18 protein-coding genes are annotated in these 13,823 nt (G+C 73.0%); 11 read left to right on the top strand and 7 right to left on the bottom strand.

Features of this window, described 5'->3' with window-relative positions; all coding sequences use genetic code 11:
* Window positions 1–26: 26 nt before the first annotated feature.
* Entirely contained in the window at window positions 27–746 is a 720-nt protein-coding gene (locus ACZ7OU_RS36160; protein WP_470258684.1) for an ABC transporter permease, read from the bottom strand.
* A gap of 12 nt (window positions 747–758) precedes the next feature.
* Complete coding sequence (locus tag ACZ7OU_RS36155) at window positions 759–1,643, bottom strand: ABC transporter ATP-binding protein (RefSeq protein ID WP_470258683.1); 885 nt, start codon at window positions 1,641–1,643, stop codon at window positions 759–761.
* 107 nt (window positions 1,644–1,750) lie between these two features.
* Between ACZ7OU_RS36155 and ACZ7OU_RS36150 the strand changes: the two genes are divergently transcribed.
* The gene (locus ACZ7OU_RS36150; protein ID WP_470258682.1) at window positions 1,751–2,890 is read left to right on the top strand and encodes a sensor histidine kinase; all 1,140 of its coding nucleotides are present in this window, start codon (window positions 1,751–1,753) and stop codon (window positions 2,888–2,890) included.
* On the top strand, window positions 2,887–3,489 hold the full coding sequence (locus ACZ7OU_RS36145) for a response regulator (protein ID WP_470242823.1): 603 nt from the start codon (window positions 2,887–2,889) through the stop codon (window positions 3,487–3,489). The genes ACZ7OU_RS36150 and ACZ7OU_RS36145 overlap by 4 nt, the downstream gene beginning before the upstream one ends.
* Before the next feature lie 11 nt (window positions 3,490–3,500).
* Here ACZ7OU_RS36145 and ACZ7OU_RS36140 read toward each other — a convergent pair whose 3' ends face one another.
* Window positions 3,501–4,409 (bottom strand): SDR family NAD(P)-dependent oxidoreductase, encoded by a 909-nt coding sequence (locus tag ACZ7OU_RS36140; protein WP_470258681.1) that lies wholly within the window; start codon window positions 4,407–4,409, stop codon window positions 3,501–3,503.
* Between the two features lie 129 nt (window positions 4,410–4,538).
* Here ACZ7OU_RS36140 and ACZ7OU_RS36135 point away from each other — a divergent pair, with 129 nt between their 5' ends.
* From ACZ7OU_RS36135 to ACZ7OU_RS36115, 5 genes are all read left to right on the top strand, one after another.
* Entirely contained in the window at window positions 4,539–5,231 is a 693-nt protein-coding gene (locus tag ACZ7OU_RS36135; protein ID WP_470258680.1) for a TetR/AcrR family transcriptional regulator, read from the top strand.
* Between the two features lie 51 nt (window positions 5,232–5,282).
* Window positions 5,283–5,663 (top strand): MmpS family transport accessory protein, encoded by a 381-nt coding sequence (locus ACZ7OU_RS36130; RefSeq protein WP_470258679.1) that lies wholly within the window; start codon window positions 5,283–5,285, stop codon window positions 5,661–5,663.
* Between the two features lie 162 nt (window positions 5,664–5,825).
* Complete coding sequence (locus ACZ7OU_RS36125) at window positions 5,826–5,981, top strand: CopG family transcriptional regulator (RefSeq protein WP_470258678.1); 156 nt, start codon at window positions 5,826–5,828, stop codon at window positions 5,979–5,981.
* Window positions 5,981–6,334, top strand: coding sequence for a VOC family protein (locus ACZ7OU_RS36120; RefSeq protein WP_470258677.1), 354 nt, complete (start codon window positions 5,981–5,983; stop codon window positions 6,332–6,334). Before ACZ7OU_RS36125 ends, ACZ7OU_RS36120 begins: the two co-directional genes overlap by 1 nt.
* On the top strand, window positions 6,331–7,551 hold the full coding sequence (locus ACZ7OU_RS36115) for an MFS transporter (protein ID WP_470258676.1): 1,221 nt from the start codon (window positions 6,331–6,333) through the stop codon (window positions 7,549–7,551). The genes ACZ7OU_RS36120 and ACZ7OU_RS36115 overlap by 4 nt, the downstream gene beginning before the upstream one ends.
* 43 nt (window positions 7,552–7,594) lie before the next feature.
* Here ACZ7OU_RS36115 and ACZ7OU_RS36110 read toward each other — a convergent pair whose 3' ends face one another.
* A complete protein-coding gene (locus ACZ7OU_RS36110) occupies window positions 7,595–8,083 on the bottom strand; it encodes a beta-class carbonic anhydrase (RefSeq protein ID WP_470242816.1) in 489 nt (162 codons plus the stop codon).
* Window positions 8,084–8,176: 93 nt separating this feature from the next.
* Window positions 8,177–9,112, bottom strand: a complete 936-nt coding sequence (locus ACZ7OU_RS36105; protein WP_470258675.1) for a GlxA family transcriptional regulator — start codon at window positions 9,110–9,112, stop codon at window positions 8,177–8,179.
* Window positions 9,113–9,183: 71 nt separating this feature from the next.
* Here ACZ7OU_RS36105 and ACZ7OU_RS36100 point away from each other — a divergent pair, with 71 nt between their 5' ends.
* Both ACZ7OU_RS36100 and ACZ7OU_RS36095 read left to right on the top strand, forming a co-directional pair.
* Window positions 9,184–9,519, top strand: coding sequence for a cupin domain-containing protein (locus ACZ7OU_RS36100; RefSeq protein WP_470258674.1), 336 nt, complete (start codon window positions 9,184–9,186; stop codon window positions 9,517–9,519).
* 87 nt (window positions 9,520–9,606) lie between these two features.
* Window positions 9,607–10,380, top strand: a complete 774-nt coding sequence (locus ACZ7OU_RS36095) for a hypothetical protein (RefSeq protein WP_470258673.1) — start codon at window positions 9,607–9,609, stop codon at window positions 10,378–10,380.
* Between the two features lie 32 nt (window positions 10,381–10,412).
* Here the strand turns inward: ACZ7OU_RS36095 and ACZ7OU_RS36090 are convergent, their stop codons facing one another.
* On the bottom strand, window positions 10,413–11,333 hold the full coding sequence (locus ACZ7OU_RS36090) for a LysR family transcriptional regulator (protein WP_470258672.1): 921 nt from the start codon (window positions 11,331–11,333) through the stop codon (window positions 10,413–10,415).
* Window positions 11,334–11,403: 70 nt separating this feature from the next.
* On the opposite strand from ACZ7OU_RS36090, the gene ACZ7OU_RS36085 reads away from it, so the two are divergent.
* Window positions 11,404–12,342 (top strand): SDR family NAD(P)-dependent oxidoreductase, encoded by a 939-nt coding sequence (locus ACZ7OU_RS36085; protein WP_470258671.1) that lies wholly within the window; start codon window positions 11,404–11,406, stop codon window positions 12,340–12,342.
* On the opposite strand, the gene ACZ7OU_RS36080 is transcribed toward ACZ7OU_RS36085, so the two are convergent.
* Window positions 12,237–13,154, bottom strand: a complete 918-nt coding sequence (locus tag ACZ7OU_RS36080; protein ID WP_470258670.1) for an aldo/keto reductase — start codon at window positions 13,152–13,154, stop codon at window positions 12,237–12,239. The genes ACZ7OU_RS36085 and ACZ7OU_RS36080 overlap by 106 nt on opposite strands.
* 84 nt (window positions 13,155–13,238) lie before the next feature.
* Between ACZ7OU_RS36080 and ACZ7OU_RS36075 the strand changes: the two genes are divergently transcribed.
* The gene (locus ACZ7OU_RS36075; protein WP_470242809.1) at window positions 13,239–13,808 is read left to right on the top strand and encodes a TetR/AcrR family transcriptional regulator; all 570 of its coding nucleotides are present in this window, start codon (window positions 13,239–13,241) and stop codon (window positions 13,806–13,808) included.
* Window positions 13,809–13,823: the final 15 nt, after the last annotated feature.

Here is a 13,823-nt window from a genome sequence, read left to right as displayed (position 1 = left end):
TCCCCTCTTGTCGTTCCGGCCGCCGGTCAGCGGCGCGGTTCCCAGCGGAAGAGCCGCGTGGCCAGCGCGACGGCGATGACGACCCAGGCCAGGGTGGGGCCGAAGAGGACCAGCGAGTCGCTGAGCGGCTTGCCGCCGTTCCAGGCGTTCAGCACCAGCTCGGTCGCCGAGCCGCCGGGCAGCAGCCGCTTGAGCAGCGTGAGGTCGCCGGTGCCGGTGACGCCGACCCAGCCGGACACGGCGATCACGCCGAGGCTGACCGGCAGCGTGGTGACCTGCGCGTGTTCGGGCGAGTTCGTCAGGCCCGCCGTGGCCAGGCCGAGCGCGAGCATCATGGCCACGACCGACACCACGGCCGCGACCAGCAGCAGCGGGTCGGCCGGCGTGCCGGCGACCACGGCCAGCGCCCCCAGGATGACGGCGATCTGGAGCACCGAGAGCACGGTGATCGGCAGCAGCAGCCCGCCGAGGATGCCGGCGTCGCCCGCTGCGGTGGAGCGCAGGCGCTTGAGGAACAGGTTCTGACGGCGGGACGCCAGGGTGGTCACCGTCGTGGTGTAGAGCCCGATGCCGGCCACGAAGAACAGCGCCAGCGTGGCGATGTAGCCGAGGCTGCCGATTTCGGTGAAGAGGTCGTGCTTGGCGATGAAGAACGCGCTGAGCGCGGCCGGCAGCACCAGGGCGGTGACCAGGACGAGGCGGTTGCGGAAGATCTGGATCAGCTCGCCACGAGCGATCGTGAGCATGGGATTCCTTTCTCAGGAGTTTTCGATGGCGCGGAAGACGTCGTCGAGCCGCGTCGGCCCGGCCTGGAGGTCCTGCAGCTCCACGGCGTTGTCCTGTGCCCAGCCCAGCAGCGTGTGCAGGTCCTTCTGCAGGCTGAAGGTCTCGACGAGGAACTTGCCGTCCGCCCCGCGCGTGGCGAGCAGCGGTGGCGACGGCGTGTGCGGCGGGAGCCCGAAGCGGATGGTCGCCGGCAGGGTCCGCGTCAGCTCGGCGACGGTGCCCTCCCGGTGGAAGGTGCCCTGGTGCATGAGCCCGATGCGGTCGGCGCGCTGCTGGGCTTCTTCGAGGTAGTGCGTGGTGAGGACGACGGTCGAGCCGTCCTCGCGCAGCCGGTCCACCGCGTCCCAGAGCGCGTCGCGGGACTGGATGTCCAGACCGGTGGTGGGCTCGTCCAGGAAGACCAGCTCGGGGGTCCCGTAGACGGCGGTGGCGAAGTCCAGCCGCCGCTTCTCGCCGCCGGAGAGCTGGCCGACCGTCGTGGTGGCCTTGCGGGTGAGGTCGACCATGCCGAGCACGCGCCCGACGTCGTCGGCCCGCTCGGTGAGCCCCCCGATCAGCCGGACGGTCTCCCGCACGGTCAGGTCCGGGGAGAACCCGCTCTCCTGCAACATGATTCCCATCCGCGGCCGGACCGCGGCGCGGTCGCGGGGGTCCTTCCCGAAGACCCGGACGGCGCCCGACGACGGCGTGCGGTGACCTTCGACCGTTTCCAGCGTCGAGGTCTTCCCGGCGCCGTTGGTGCCGAGCAGTGCGTACAGCTCCCCGCGTTCCACCTGGAACGAAAGGTCTTTGACGGCGGCGAAAGCGCCGTAGGTGAGGTTCAGGCGGTCGACGTCGATGACGGGTGTCGTGGACATGCTCCGATTCCAGCGGTCCGCGCCGCCGGCCGGCAGTGTGCTGACGTCACCCGCACACATGACGCAGTGTCACTGGTGGTGCCCGCCGCGCCCGTTAGGCTCGGATCATGGAGGTGCCCACGATCGCGCGCAGGACGTTGTGGACCGGCGGGGCGGTCCAGGACCGGCTGCGCCGGCTCAACCTGATGACGACGATCCCGCCGCTCGCGCTCGTCGGCGTGCTGCTGCTGGTGTTCACCGCGCGGACCTGGTGGCACGTCGTCATCCAGGTCGTGGGGCTGATCGCGGCGCTGGCGACCGCCGAGCGCTGGACCGCGGGCGACTACCTCCGCGTCGCGCGGCCCAGCCTGGTCGTGACCGCCGTGGTCTGGCTGGCCGGGGCGCTGACCGACGACACCGCCGCGTTCTACGGCCTGTCGCTCGTGGGGTCGTTCCTCATCCCGCCGCTGCGGCGTCACCGGCTCGCGGCCCTCTTCGGGCTCGGCGCGCTGGTCGCCGTCCTGGGCGCGGCGAACCTGCTGACGCACGACGACCGCGTCGGCTCCCGGCTGGTGCAGTTCGTCGCCGTTCCCGCGGTGGCGGTGCTGGTCTCGACCGCGTTCATGTTCGTCAGCCAGCGGTTCTTCGACCTGATCGCGGAGCTGGAGCAGTCGCGCGAGCGGGAGGCGGAGCTGGCCGTGACCCGGGAGCGCGTGCGCTTCGCCGGCGACCTGCACGACATCCAGGGCCACACGCTGCACGTGGTGAAGCTGAAGGTCGCGCTCGCCGAGAAGCTGCTGGACAGCGACGTCGACCGGGCACGCGCGGAGCTGGGGGAGGTGCGCAGCCTGGTCGGCGACACGATCGTGCAGACCAAGGAGCTCGCTTACGCGCAGCGGCGGCTCAACCTCTCCGCCGAACTGGAGAACGCGAAGAACCTCTTCGAGGCGGCGGGCATCCACGTGCGCGTCGAGCGGGAGTCCGAAGTGGACGCTCGCGCGGGCGAGCTGCTCGGCCAGGTCCTGCGCGAGACGACGACCAACATCCTGCGGCACGCCGACGCGCGGCAGGTGCGGATCACCCTTTCCCGGCGCGGGATCGCCATCGTCAACGACGGCGCGGCCGAGGACGGCCCGCTCGAGCTGAGCGGGCTCTCGACGTTGCGGCACCGCCTGACGGAGACCGGTGGCGAGCTGGAAGTGTCGCGGACGGACGGCCGCTTCCTGACCGCGGCCTATCTTGTGAAGACCCCGGAGGACGGCCGATGACCACCGTGGTGCTCGCCGACGACGAAGCCCTGTTGCGCAAGGCCCTGGCGGCGTTGTTGCCCTTGGAAGGCGAGATCACCGTGCTCGCCGAGGCCGAAGACGGCGAGGAGGCGGTGGCCGCCACGCTGCGGCATCGCCCGGACGTGCTCGTCATCGACCTCGAGATGCCGGGGGTGGACGGACTCGGGGCGGTCGCGCGGATCCGGCAGGCGCGGCCCGGGCAGGTGATCCTGATGCTGACCCGCCACGCCCGGCCCGGGGTGCTCCGGAAGGCGCTGAAGCTGGGCGTGCAGGGCTTCGTCAGCAAGTCGGCGGAACCGGCGCACATCACGGAGGTGATCCGGACGCTGCACGCGGGCAAGCGCTGGATCGACCCGGACGTCTCGGCGCTCGCGGTCGTCGACGACTGCCCGCTGACCGACCGCGAGCTCGACGTCCTGCGCGCGACGCGGGAAGGGTTTTCGGTGGCCGACATCGCGGGGCAGCTGCACCTGGCGGAGGGAACGGTGCGCAACTACCTGTCCAACGCGATGCAGAAGACCCAGACCCGCACCCGCCACGAAGCGGCCCGCTATGCCCGCGAGCACGACTGGCTCTAGCTCCGGCGCCGTCAGCCGACCGGGAACTTGATCCCGGTGAGCTCCTCCGACACCGTCCACAGGCGACGCTGGACCGCCACGTCGTAGGACTGCGGCGTCGACGTCACCACCTCCGGGCGTCCGCGGTAGCCGCCCACGCCGGACGGACCGTAGTACTGGCCGCCGAGGGCCGCGGGGTCCGTCGCCGCGCGGAGGGTCGGGAGGGCGCCGCGCTCCGAGCTCTGCGTGAACAGCGGCGCGACCAGCGGGAAGAGCGCGCGGGCGATCGCGGGGGAGTTGCGCATCAGCTCCGTGCGGGCCACGCCGGGGTGGGCGGCGATGGACGCCGTCGTGCCGTGCGGGGCGAGGCGGCGCTGCAGTTCGTAGGCGAACATCAGGTTCGCGAGCTTGGCCTGCCCGTAGGCCGCGACGCGGTCGTAGGAGTTCTCCCACTGCAGGTCGTCGAAGTGGATCGAGGCGCGGATGCGGTGGGCGATGCTCGCGACCGTCACGACCCGGGAGCCCTCGACCGGGAGCAGCATGTCGAGCAGCAGGCCGGTGAACGCGAAGTGCCCGAGGTGGTTCGTGCCGAACTGCAGCTCGAAGCCGTCGGCGGTGGTCTGCTTCGGCGGGTACATGACGCCGGCGTTGTTGACCAGCAGGTCGATCTTCGGCAGCGTCCCGTGCAGCTCGGCCGCGGCGGCCCGGACCGAGTCCAGGGACCCCAGGTCCAGCTGCTGCACTGTGACGTCGGCGTTCGCGCCGAGCCGGGCGGCGGCCTGCTTGCCCTTTTCGACGTCGCGAACGGCCAGCACCACCGTCGCGCCGCGCTCGGCCAGCACCTTCGCGGTGTCGAACCCGAGCCCGGTGTTGGCCCCGGTGATGACGGCGACGCGGCCCTGCTGGCTCGGCACGTCGCGTTCGGTCCAGTTCTCGCCCATGGCGTTCCCTCCGTCGGCGGCCCTTTCGGACCGGCGGTCTGTTATGAGGACGACGCTAAGGAACCATCGGTCTGTTGTCAAGAGACTGCCGGTCTTCAATTTCGCGCGACGGGCGTTACGCTGGGTGGCATGACGTTCCAGCGGGCCCGCAGCGCGGAGCAGCGGGAGGAGCGGCGCCGCACGATTCTCGACACGGCGCTGGCGATGCTCGACGAGATGCCGGTGGCCGACGTGAGCCTCAACGAGCTCAGCCGGCGGGTCGGCCTCGCGAAGTCGAATGTGTTGCGCTACTTCGAATCCCGCGAGGCGGTGCTGCTCGAGCTCCTCGACCGCGCCCTGCGCGACTGGCTGGACGAAGTGGCCGTCGAGCTGTCCGCCGGCGTCGACCCGGGCGCGTCGGCGGGGGAGCGGGGCGAGCGGTTCGCGACGGTCGTCGCCTACTCACTGGCGCGACGCACGGTGCTCTGCGACCTCATCGGCGCGCAGGCGGGTGTCCTGGAACACAACGTGTCGACCGACGCCGTCGTGCGCTTCAAGCGGTCCGCGCTGGCGGGGCTGGGCTCGATGGCCGAGCTGATCCGGCGGTACGTGCCGGAGGTCGGCGAGGAGGCGGCATCGGTGTGCCTGCTGGCGATGATCCTGACCGGCGGGCTGTGGACGCACTGCCGCCCGTCACCGAGCGCGCTCGCGGCGTACGAAGTGGACCCGGCACTGGCGGCACTGCACCTGGACCTGGCCCCGGCCCTGGAGAACGGCCTGGCGCTGCTGATCGCGGGAGCGATGAAGCGCAACGGCGGCCAAGACCATCGCACTATCGGTTGATCGGTCGTCGGTGCGATGCCGGCGGCGGTGGTCGGCTCTACCGTTCGGAGCATGAACATCAGGGGAGTGCTCGCGGTGACGGTGCTGTGCGCGGGTCTGACGGCGTGCTCGAACCCGAGCGGCAAGTCGTGGGCCATCACGTACGAGGTGACCGGCCAGGAAAGCGGGACGCTGGCGAAGGTGGACTACGCGGATTCGCCGAACCGCTACAACGACGAGATCAAGCAGCAGACCGTCCAGGGCCCGGTGGGCGTGCCGTGGAAGCAGGAGGTGGTGGTGACGGCCGGTCAGCAGGCCGAAGTCACCGCCACGCCGACCGGGGCTCTGACGCTGAGCTGTCGCGTCCTGCTCGACGGGGTGAAGGAGCTGGCCAAGGCGACGGCGCCGGGCCCGGGGAAGCCCGTGTCGTGCACCAGGGTCACCGACTCCTGAGGGACTTCGGTCATCCGGCGAAGAGGGTGGTCCGCGGCGGTCGCGCAGGGCGGTTGCGACCACCCGGTCGAAGATGAGGTTCCGTGGCCGGGTGTCCTGCCGCTGGCGAAGTGCAGGACTTCATGCGTGCAAGCGGGCATGCCCATTTGCTAGCATGCGGGCATGCCCGACCCCGTCAAGCGGCAGTTCAGCGTCTACCTGCCGGCCGAGCTCATCCGGCGGGTGAAGCACGCCTCCGTCGATGCCGACGAGTCCCTGTCGGCCTATGTCGAGCGCGTGCTCGAGGACCACCTGCGACAGAGCGAGGAACGCCCGTGATGCGAGTGCTGCCGATCCGCTACACCTCGGACGTCGAAGCCATGACCCGCTTCTACGAGACGCTCGGCCTCCACCTCGGCCCGGTCTCGCGGCCCGGCGGGTGGGTCGAACTGCCCGCCGACGCCGGCACGCTGGCGGTCCATCGGGGCGAGCAAGGCCGGGGCGAACAAGGCCGGTGCGAACTCGCCTTCGAGACCGACGAACGCCTGGAAGACGTCGCGCAGCGCCTGCGCAAAGCCGGGTACGAGCCCGGGCCCGTCATCGACGAAGGCTTCGGACGCTCGGTGCGCGTTCCCGACCCCGACGGCGTTCCGGTGCAGATCAACGCCTACGACCGCGAGCTGTACACGTGAGCCTGGCGGCGAGGGAATCGCGTCTCCTCGCCGCCGGGATCGTCGCGCTCGAGTTCGCCGCGGCCGTCAGCAGCTTCGTCGCCTCCACCCTGCTGCCGGTCGTCGCCCGTGACCTCGGCGCGGGGGACCGGCTCGGGCTGCTGATCGCCGGCTCCACCCTGGGGCTCTTCGTCGCGCTTCCGCTGGCGAGCCGGGTGTTGGGCCGGCTCGGCACGCGGGGCACGCTCGCCGCCGGGATGCTCGCCTACGTCGGCGGGCTCGTCGTGGCCGCCAGCGCGCAGGGCGCGTGGATGTTCGCGCTGGGCCAGCTTTCCACCGGGCTCGCCGGCGGCCTGCTCGCGGTGTTCGGCGTCAGCTCCGCGATCCGGCACCTCGACGAACGCCTGCGCCTGCGCGTGGTCGCCGCGTCGTCGGCGATGTGGATCCTGCCCGCCCTGGTCGGGCCGGCCGCGACGCTGGGCCTCGAACACCTCGTCGGGTGGCGCTGGACCCTGTTGGTGCCGGTGCCGTTCGTCCTCATCGGACGGTTGCTGGTCGTGCGCGACGACCCGCCCGCGGACGACGTCCCGCGGCCGCTCGGCCGGACGTTGCTGGTACCCCTGGGCGCGGCGGGAGTCGTGCTGAGCGCCGGGTGGTGGCCGCTCGCGGTCGCCGGTGCCGTGGTCGCCGCGGCCGGGATGGTCGCGATCCTGCCGGCCGGCACCGCGCGCCTGCGACGCGGGACGCCGGCCGCGCTCGCGGCGATGGTGCTGTTCGCGGTCGGCTACTTCGGCGCCGACAGCCTGATCACCGTCCTGCTGACGACGGGGTTCGGCATGAGCCTCGCCCAGGCCGCGATCGTCCTCAGCGCGGCGCCGCTCGGCTGGGCCGTGACGAGCCTGTCCGGATGGCGCTTTCCCGCGGCCGGCTTGAGCCTGACCGCGCTCGGCACGGCCGTCTTGGCCGTGGGCGGCCCGTTCCCCGTGGTGCTCGCCGCCTGGACGGTGGCCGGGATCGGCGTCGGGCTCGCCTATCCCGGCCTGTACGTCCGGGCCTCGGCCCCGGGGCCGAGGCTCACCGCGACGGAACTGGCCACCGCGGTGATCACGGCCGAGTGCGTCGGCCAGCTCCTGGGCCGTGCGATCGGCGGCGCGCTGAGCCCGGCCGGCGGGCTGGCCGTCGCCTACGGGGTGTTCGCGGTCGCGCTGGCCGCGGCCGCCGCGGCCAGCCGAAGGTGACCCACCGCGACAGGTTGCCGAGACTCGTCACCTCGGCCGGCGGTCACGCGACTTCGTCCAGCTTCCCGGTGGCGACGTCGAACACGAAGCCGCGGACGGAGTCCTTCTTCGGGATGAACGGGCTGTTCTTGATCCGCGCGATCGACTGGCGGACGTCTTCGTCGAGGTCGCTGAACGCTTCCGCGGCCCAGGCGGGCTTGACGCCGACGTCCTCCTGGATCGACTTCTTGAAGTCGTCGTCGGTGAAGGTGAGCATGCCGCAGTCGGTGTGGTGGATGAGGATGATCTCCTCGGTGCCGAGCAGCCGCTGGCTGATGGCGAGCGAACGGATCTCGTCTTCGGTGACGACGCCGCCGGCGTTGCGGATGACGTGCGCTTCGCCTTCCCGCAGGCCCAGCACGCCGTAGACGTTGATGCGCGCGTCCATGCAGGCGAGCACGGCGACGTGCTTGGCGGGCGGCAGCGGGAGCGGCCCGGTGAAGGTCGCGGCGTACTCGGCGTTGTGGGACAGGAGCTCGTCGGTGACCGACATGGTGATCCTTCCGGCGGGAAAAGCGATGGGCCGAGTGGACCGCTCGCCGCGTCCGGGCGCAACGATGCCCAGGAACTGGGACACCGCCCGGTTCTACGGCGTCCGGAACGCCCGCCGGTAAGCGCCGGGAGTCGTGCCGACCTGGGCGCGGAAGCGGCGTCGCAGGTTGACCGCCGAGGTCAGGCCGACCCGGGTCGCGATCGCCTCCACCGGCAGGTCCGTCTCCTCCAGGAGCGTGCGGGCCTCCGTGACGCGGCGGGCCAGCAGCCACGCGCCGGGGCTCGTGCCGAGCTGGTCGGCGAAGCGCCGGGCCAGCGTGCGCGGCGAGACGCCGGCCCGCGCGGCCAGTTCGCTCAGCGGCAACGGCGTCCCGAGGCGGTCGCCCGCCCAGCCGAGGAGGCCGTCCAGCGCGTCCGGCGGCGGGGGCGGCGGGGCGAACTGCGCCTGGCCGCCCTCGCGGTGGGGCGGCATCACCATGTGCCGCGCGACCAGTGCTGCGTGCGCGGCCCCGTGGTCCTGCCGGACGAGGTGCAGGCACAGGTCGATCCCCGCACCCGCCCCGGCGCTCGTGGCGACGTCGCCGTGGTCGACGTACAGCACGTCCGGCTCCACCCGCACCCGCGGGAACTCGCGCCGCAGCTGCTCGGCGCGGGCCCAGTGGGTCGTCGCGGACCGGCCGTCCAGCAGGCCGGTCCGGGCCAGCGCGAACACCCCGGAGCAGATGGTGACGAGCCGCGCGCCCCGCGCGTGGGCCCGCAGCAGCGCGCAGCGGACGCGTGGGGGCAGCGGCGCCTCCACCGGTGCCCAGCCGGGGATGATCACGGTGTCGGCGGAGTCCAGCGCGGCCAGGCCACGCGAGACGGACATCGCGTACCCGGCCGTCGTCGGCACCGGGCCGGGCGTCTCCGCGCACACCTCGAACTCGTAGTGCCGCGGCACCCCGGCCCGCGGCGTGCCGAAGACCTCGGCGGCGCAGCCCAGCTCGAACGTCGACTGCACCGGCCGCACCAGGGCCACCACGCGATGCATGGCAAGAAAGTACCCCAGGGTGTCTTCCCGGACACTGGCCCGGCCCGCCCGGCGCGGGCACCGTGGCGGTCATGCACCCCGAGATCCTCGACCAAGACGGCTACACCTGGGCCACCGTAAGGGAAGCGCCCGTCCGCGAGCTCTTCCCCGGCATCCGGTTCCGTCCACTGTGGACCGGACCGGCCGGCGCGCACGCGGGAATCCTGGAAATGGACGCCGGGACGTCGTGGCCGCGCCGGGACGTCCACGAGCCCGGCCCGGAGGAGGTCTACGTCGTCGCGGGCACGTTCAACGACGGCGCGCGCGACCACCCGGCGGGCACGTTCCTCCACGCGCCGGCGGGCACGTGGCACGTGCCCGCGAGCACCACCGGCTGCACGCTGTTCCTGTTCTACCCGGAGGGCTGACGACGTCCGCCCTGGTGCCGGACGGTTCGCTGCGGTACAACCGGAGGCGTGGCCGAGCGCGTACGGCGCCCCGACCAGCATGCCGCCGTGGAGCGGGATGTGCTGGTGCGGTACCTCGACGCGTGGACGGCGAAGGCCCTGCGGTCCCAGCGCGGCGGCACGTACGTCGAGTGCGGCGGCTTCGCGGCCGATGCGCTGCGGGTCTTCGGCGAGTTCTCCGACCGTCTCGACGGCCACCACCTGGAGCTGGTGATCGTCGGCTCGGCCGCGCCCGGGGAAGTACCCGCGGGCCTGTCGGTGCGGGTCGCCGACGATCCGCGCGAGCTCGGGGTCACCGGGCCGGTGCTGACCCATTTGGACGGTCCGGAAGCTTGGCCGCTGGTCGCGTCGATGGCCCGGGGCAAGGGGCACGAGGTGCTTGTCACCGCACCCGCGGGGGACCACCCCGTGGAGCACGGGTGCGCGGTCGAGCTGGTCGCCGAGGACGGCGAGGCGCGCTTGCTGGTGTTCCTCACCGCGGACGCCAAGCACCTCGCGACGTTCAAGAGCGAGCTGTGGGCGGTCGACGAGTTCGCGGGCATCCGCTACCGCGACCCGCGGGACGCCGAGGGCACCCTGGTCGACATCTCGCTGACGCCGCAGCTGCTGCCGTTGCGCCGGGCCCTGGTGGCCGAACTGGCGCGGCGGGGGAGCCGCACGGTCGCGGAGCTGCAGCACTTCACGCTGCTGGAGACGATCTACCGCCCGGAGGACGCGATCGGCGCGCTGGGCTCCGCGGTCACCGCCGGCGAGGTCACGCGGGACCCCGAGAAGGGGCGGTTGACGCCACGGACCGTGGTCGCCCTTCCCACCCGGTCGTGAGTGAGAAACAGGGTTAGAACACTGTTTCTCACTCACGACGGCGGCGGAGGGGATTCGAGGGCGGCTTCGCGCAGGGCCGCGGCGACCCGGCCCGCCGCGTCGGACAGCGGCCGCGGGAGGTGGGCGAGCAGGAGGCGGCGCTGCTCGCCGGGGCCACCGCGAACGGCCAGCACGCGCACCCCCGGCGGCACCACCGCGCCGAGTGAGCCCGGCACCGTCGTGATGCCGCAGCCGGCCGCGACGAGCTGGAGCTTCGCCAGCCAGTCGCGTGCGGTGTGCGCGATCTCGGGCCGCTCGTCCAGGCCGGGCCACACGCCCATCACGCGGTCGTCGCCCGTGCCCGCGATCCAGCGCTGCCCGCGCAGGTCGGCCACGTCGACGTACTCCCGGCGTGCGAGCGGATCACTCGCCGGCACGGCCACGCGCAGGCTGCGCTCGGAGAGGGTCCGCACGGCCAGCGCCGGGGTCTCGGTGTCGAGCGGGCGGAACGGCGGCGCCGACGCCACCAGCGCGAGGTCGAGGGTGCCCGCGCGCAGGGCGCGGACCAGCGCGGGCGTGCCGCCTTCCCGGCTGAGCACGGTGATCGCCGGGTGCGTGCGCCGCAGGGCGGCCAGCGCGCGGGGCAGCAGGACGGCGCCCGCGGTCGGGAACCAGCCCAGCCGGACCGTGCCCTGCTCACCCGGCAGCCCGGCGAGCTCGCGCGCGGTCGCGTCGAGCTGGTCGATGACGCCGGCGGCGCGCCGGACCACGATCAGCCCGGCCGCCGTGAGCCGCACGCCGTCGTGACGCCGTTCCAGCAACGGCGTCCCCGCCGCGCGCTCCAGCGACGCGATCTGGCGGGAGACCGCGGACTGGGTGTAGCCGAGCGCGGTGGCCGCGGCCGTGAGCGTGCCGCGCTCGGCCACCTCCCGGAACACCCGCAGGGCGGTCAGCGAGGCGTCGGCGAAGGTCATGACTTCTACGCATACCAGGTCTGCGTTTCTTTCGCTGTTCGCATGGCCGGGGCGGTCCTAGCTTGGAGGCATGACCCCGAAAGTCGCTCTCGTCACCGGCGCCACCCAAGGCCTGGGCCTCGCCCTGGTCGAAGGGCTCGCGGCCCGGCTGTCCGCCGCGGACACCGTCTACCTGACCGGCCGCGACGCCGGGCGCGTCGCCCAGGCCGTCGAAGCCATGCCCGCCGGCGGCGCCGAGGTCCGCGGTGAGGTCCTCGACGTCGCCGAACCCACCGCGCCCGGCCGCCTCGCCGCGCGGCTGGCGGAGCGGCACGGGGGCGTCGACATCGTGGTCGGCAACGCCGTCATGCGCGTCGGCCCCGAAGACGACCCGCGCGCGATCGTCCGCGCCTACGCCGAGGTCAACAACTTCGGCACCACCCGGCTGCTCCGCGCCTTCGCGCCGCTGCTGCGCGACGACGGCCGCTTCCTCGTCGTGGCCAGCTCGCTCGGCACGCTGGACCACCTCGCGCCCGTGCTGCACAAGCGGTTCGCCCGGCCGTCCTCATTGGACGCAGTGGACGAGCAGGTGGCCGCCTGGCGCGACGCGGTCGAGGACGGCAGCGCCCGCGCCGGCGACTGGCCGGGCTTCGTCAACATCCCGTCGAAGATCGGCCAGGTCGCGGCGGTGCGGGCGCTCGCCGCCGAGCGCCGTGACGACGACCTGGCGCGCGGGATCCTGCTCGCCGCCGTCTGCCCCGGGATGATGAACACGCCGACGTCCGCCCTGTGGTGGGACGTGCGCGACGCGCCGAGTCCCGCGCAGGCGGCGGAGGCGGTGCTGGACCTCGTGTTCCGGCCCGTCGAGCCGGCGCAGTACGGCGAGCTGGTCCGCCACGGCGTCGTCGTGCCGTGGACCCGGGATCAGCCGAGGGCGGCGTCCAGCGAGCGGGTCGGGACCTCGCCCAGTGCGGCCAGCGTGTCGCCGTCGAGCACGATGTCGCCGGCGGAGACGTTGCCGTCCAGGTGATCCGCGCTCGCGGTGCCGGGGATGAGGTGGACGTTCGGGGCGTGGTGCAGCAGCCAGGCCAGCCCGATCTGCGCCGGCGTGCGGCCCAGCTCCCGCGCGGCCGCTCGCACCGCCGGCTCGTCGGTCACCTTCGGCAGGCCGGGGAAGGCGCCGCCGAGCGGGAAGAACGGGACCCAGGCGATGTCCTCCGCGACGCAGAGCGCGAGCATGTCCTCGTCGTCGCGCCCGACGAGGCTGTACGCGTTCTGCACGCACGCGATGCCGGCCGGGAGCGCCCGGCGCAGGACGTCGAGGGTCACGCTGCTGAGGCCGATGGCGCCGATCTTGCCCTCGTCGCGCAGGGCCGTCATCACCGCGAGCTGGTCGTCGAGGCCGACCACCTGGTCGCCCTCGGCCAGCACGCCGGGCCGCCGGTCCGCGCGGCGCAGGTTGACGAGCGGGATCCGATCGAGGCCGAGCGCGCGCAGGTTGGCTTCGACGCTCGCCCGCAGCTCCTCCGGCCGTTGCGCCAGGCGGAGCGGGATCGGACCGCCGGGGTCGGGGTCGGCGCCGACCTTGCTGGCGACCAGGACGTCGTCGCCGGGCCGGATGGCCTCGCGGATGACCTCGTTGACGAAGCCGTTGCCGTAGAACTGGGCGGTGTCGACGTGGTCGACGCCGAGGTCGAAGGCCCGGCGCAGCAGCGCGACGGCCGCGCCGCGGTCGTCGCGGAGGCGTTCGAGCTGCATCGCCCCGTACCCGACGCGGGCGACGGTCCGGCCGGCGAGCGCGCCGGCGCCACCCGGCCGCGGGGCACTTTCGGTGGAAGGCATGCGTAGTCCCGTCTTCGTGCGATGATGGTGAAGCGGAGGAACCTCCGCTAAGCCGACAGTAGCACAACCGGAGGTGCCTCCGTTTTGTCTTCGCCCGAACCCGACCGCCCGGTGCGCTCCGACGCGCGGCGCAACCGGGAGAAGCTCGTCGCGATCGCGCGGGCCGCCTTCGCCACCGCCGACGGCACGGTCGCGCTGGAGGCGATCGCCCGCGAAGCCGGGGTCGGCATCGGCACGCTGTACCGCCACTTCCCGACCCGCGAGGCCCTCGTCGAAGCCGTCTACGCGGCCGAGCTCGACGACGTCACGGCGAGTGCCCCGGCGCTGCTCGCGGATCTCCCGCCCGAAGCCGCCCTGCGCGCGTGGATGGACCGTTACGCGGCTTTCGTGGAAACCAAGCGCGGAATGGGCGACATCCTGCGCGCGAGCCTGGCATCCGGCCGCATCGCGACCCCGGCGACCCGCGGGCGCATCACCGCGGCGATCGGCACGATCCTCGACGCGGGAGCACTCGCGGGCACGCTACGCGCGGGCGTCGACCCGGAAGACGTCACTTTGCTGCTGCTGGGCGCGTTCCTGTCCACATCGGCCGGTCCGGACGCGGAACGGACCGGCCGGATGCTCGACTTGATCGTCGACGCCCTGCGCCCGTGACCCGGACCGGATGAC

It is taken from the genome of Amycolatopsis sp. NPDC114505, assembly GCF_055633615.1.
This window is presented reverse-complemented; position numbering and strand designations above follow the sequence as displayed.

Coding starts and splice junctions, on each gene's coding strand:
- ACZ7OU_RS36155 (WP_470258683.1), bottom strand. CDS start 1,643: ATGTCCACGACACCCGTCATCGACGTCGACCGCCTGAACCTCACCTAC.
- ACZ7OU_RS36120 (WP_470258677.1), top strand. CDS start 5,981: ATGCGAGTGCTGCCGATCCGCTACACCTCGGACGTCGAAGCCATGACC.
- ACZ7OU_RS36160 (WP_470258684.1), bottom strand. CDS start 746: ATGCTCACGATCGCTCGTGGCGAGCTGATCCAGATCTTCCGCAACCGC.
- ACZ7OU_RS36125 (WP_470258678.1), top strand. CDS start 5,826: ATGCCCGACCCCGTCAAGCGGCAGTTCAGCGTCTACCTGCCGGCCGAG.
- ACZ7OU_RS36085 (WP_470258671.1), top strand. CDS start 11,404: ATGACCCCGAAAGTCGCTCTCGTCACCGGCGCCACCCAAGGCCTGGGC.
- ACZ7OU_RS36145 (WP_470242823.1), top strand. CDS start 2,887: ATGACCACCGTGGTGCTCGCCGACGACGAAGCCCTGTTGCGCAAGGCC.
- ACZ7OU_RS36140 (WP_470258681.1), bottom strand. CDS start 4,409: ATGGGCGAGAACTGGACCGAACGCGACGTGCCGAGCCAGCAGGGCCGC.
- ACZ7OU_RS36110 (WP_470242816.1), bottom strand. CDS start 8,083: ATGTCGGTCACCGACGAGCTCCTGTCCCACAACGCCGAGTACGCCGCG.
- ACZ7OU_RS36150 (WP_470258682.1), top strand. CDS start 1,751: ATGGAGGTGCCCACGATCGCGCGCAGGACGTTGTGGACCGGCGGGGCG.
- ACZ7OU_RS36080 (WP_470258670.1), bottom strand. CDS start 13,154: ATGCCTTCCACCGAAAGTGCCCCGCGGCCGGGTGGCGCCGGCGCGCTC.
- ACZ7OU_RS36130 (WP_470258679.1), top strand. CDS start 5,283: ATGAACATCAGGGGAGTGCTCGCGGTGACGGTGCTGTGCGCGGGTCTG.
- ACZ7OU_RS36135 (WP_470258680.1), top strand. CDS start 4,539: ATGACGTTCCAGCGGGCCCGCAGCGCGGAGCAGCGGGAGGAGCGGCGC.
- ACZ7OU_RS36100 (WP_470258674.1), top strand. CDS start 9,184: ATGCACCCCGAGATCCTCGACCAAGACGGCTACACCTGGGCCACCGTA.
- ACZ7OU_RS36105 (WP_470258675.1), bottom strand. CDS start 9,112: ATGCATCGCGTGGTGGCCCTGGTGCGGCCGGTGCAGTCGACGTTCGAG.
- ACZ7OU_RS36090 (WP_470258672.1), bottom strand. CDS start 11,333: ATGACCTTCGCCGACGCCTCGCTGACCGCCCTGCGGGTGTTCCGGGAG.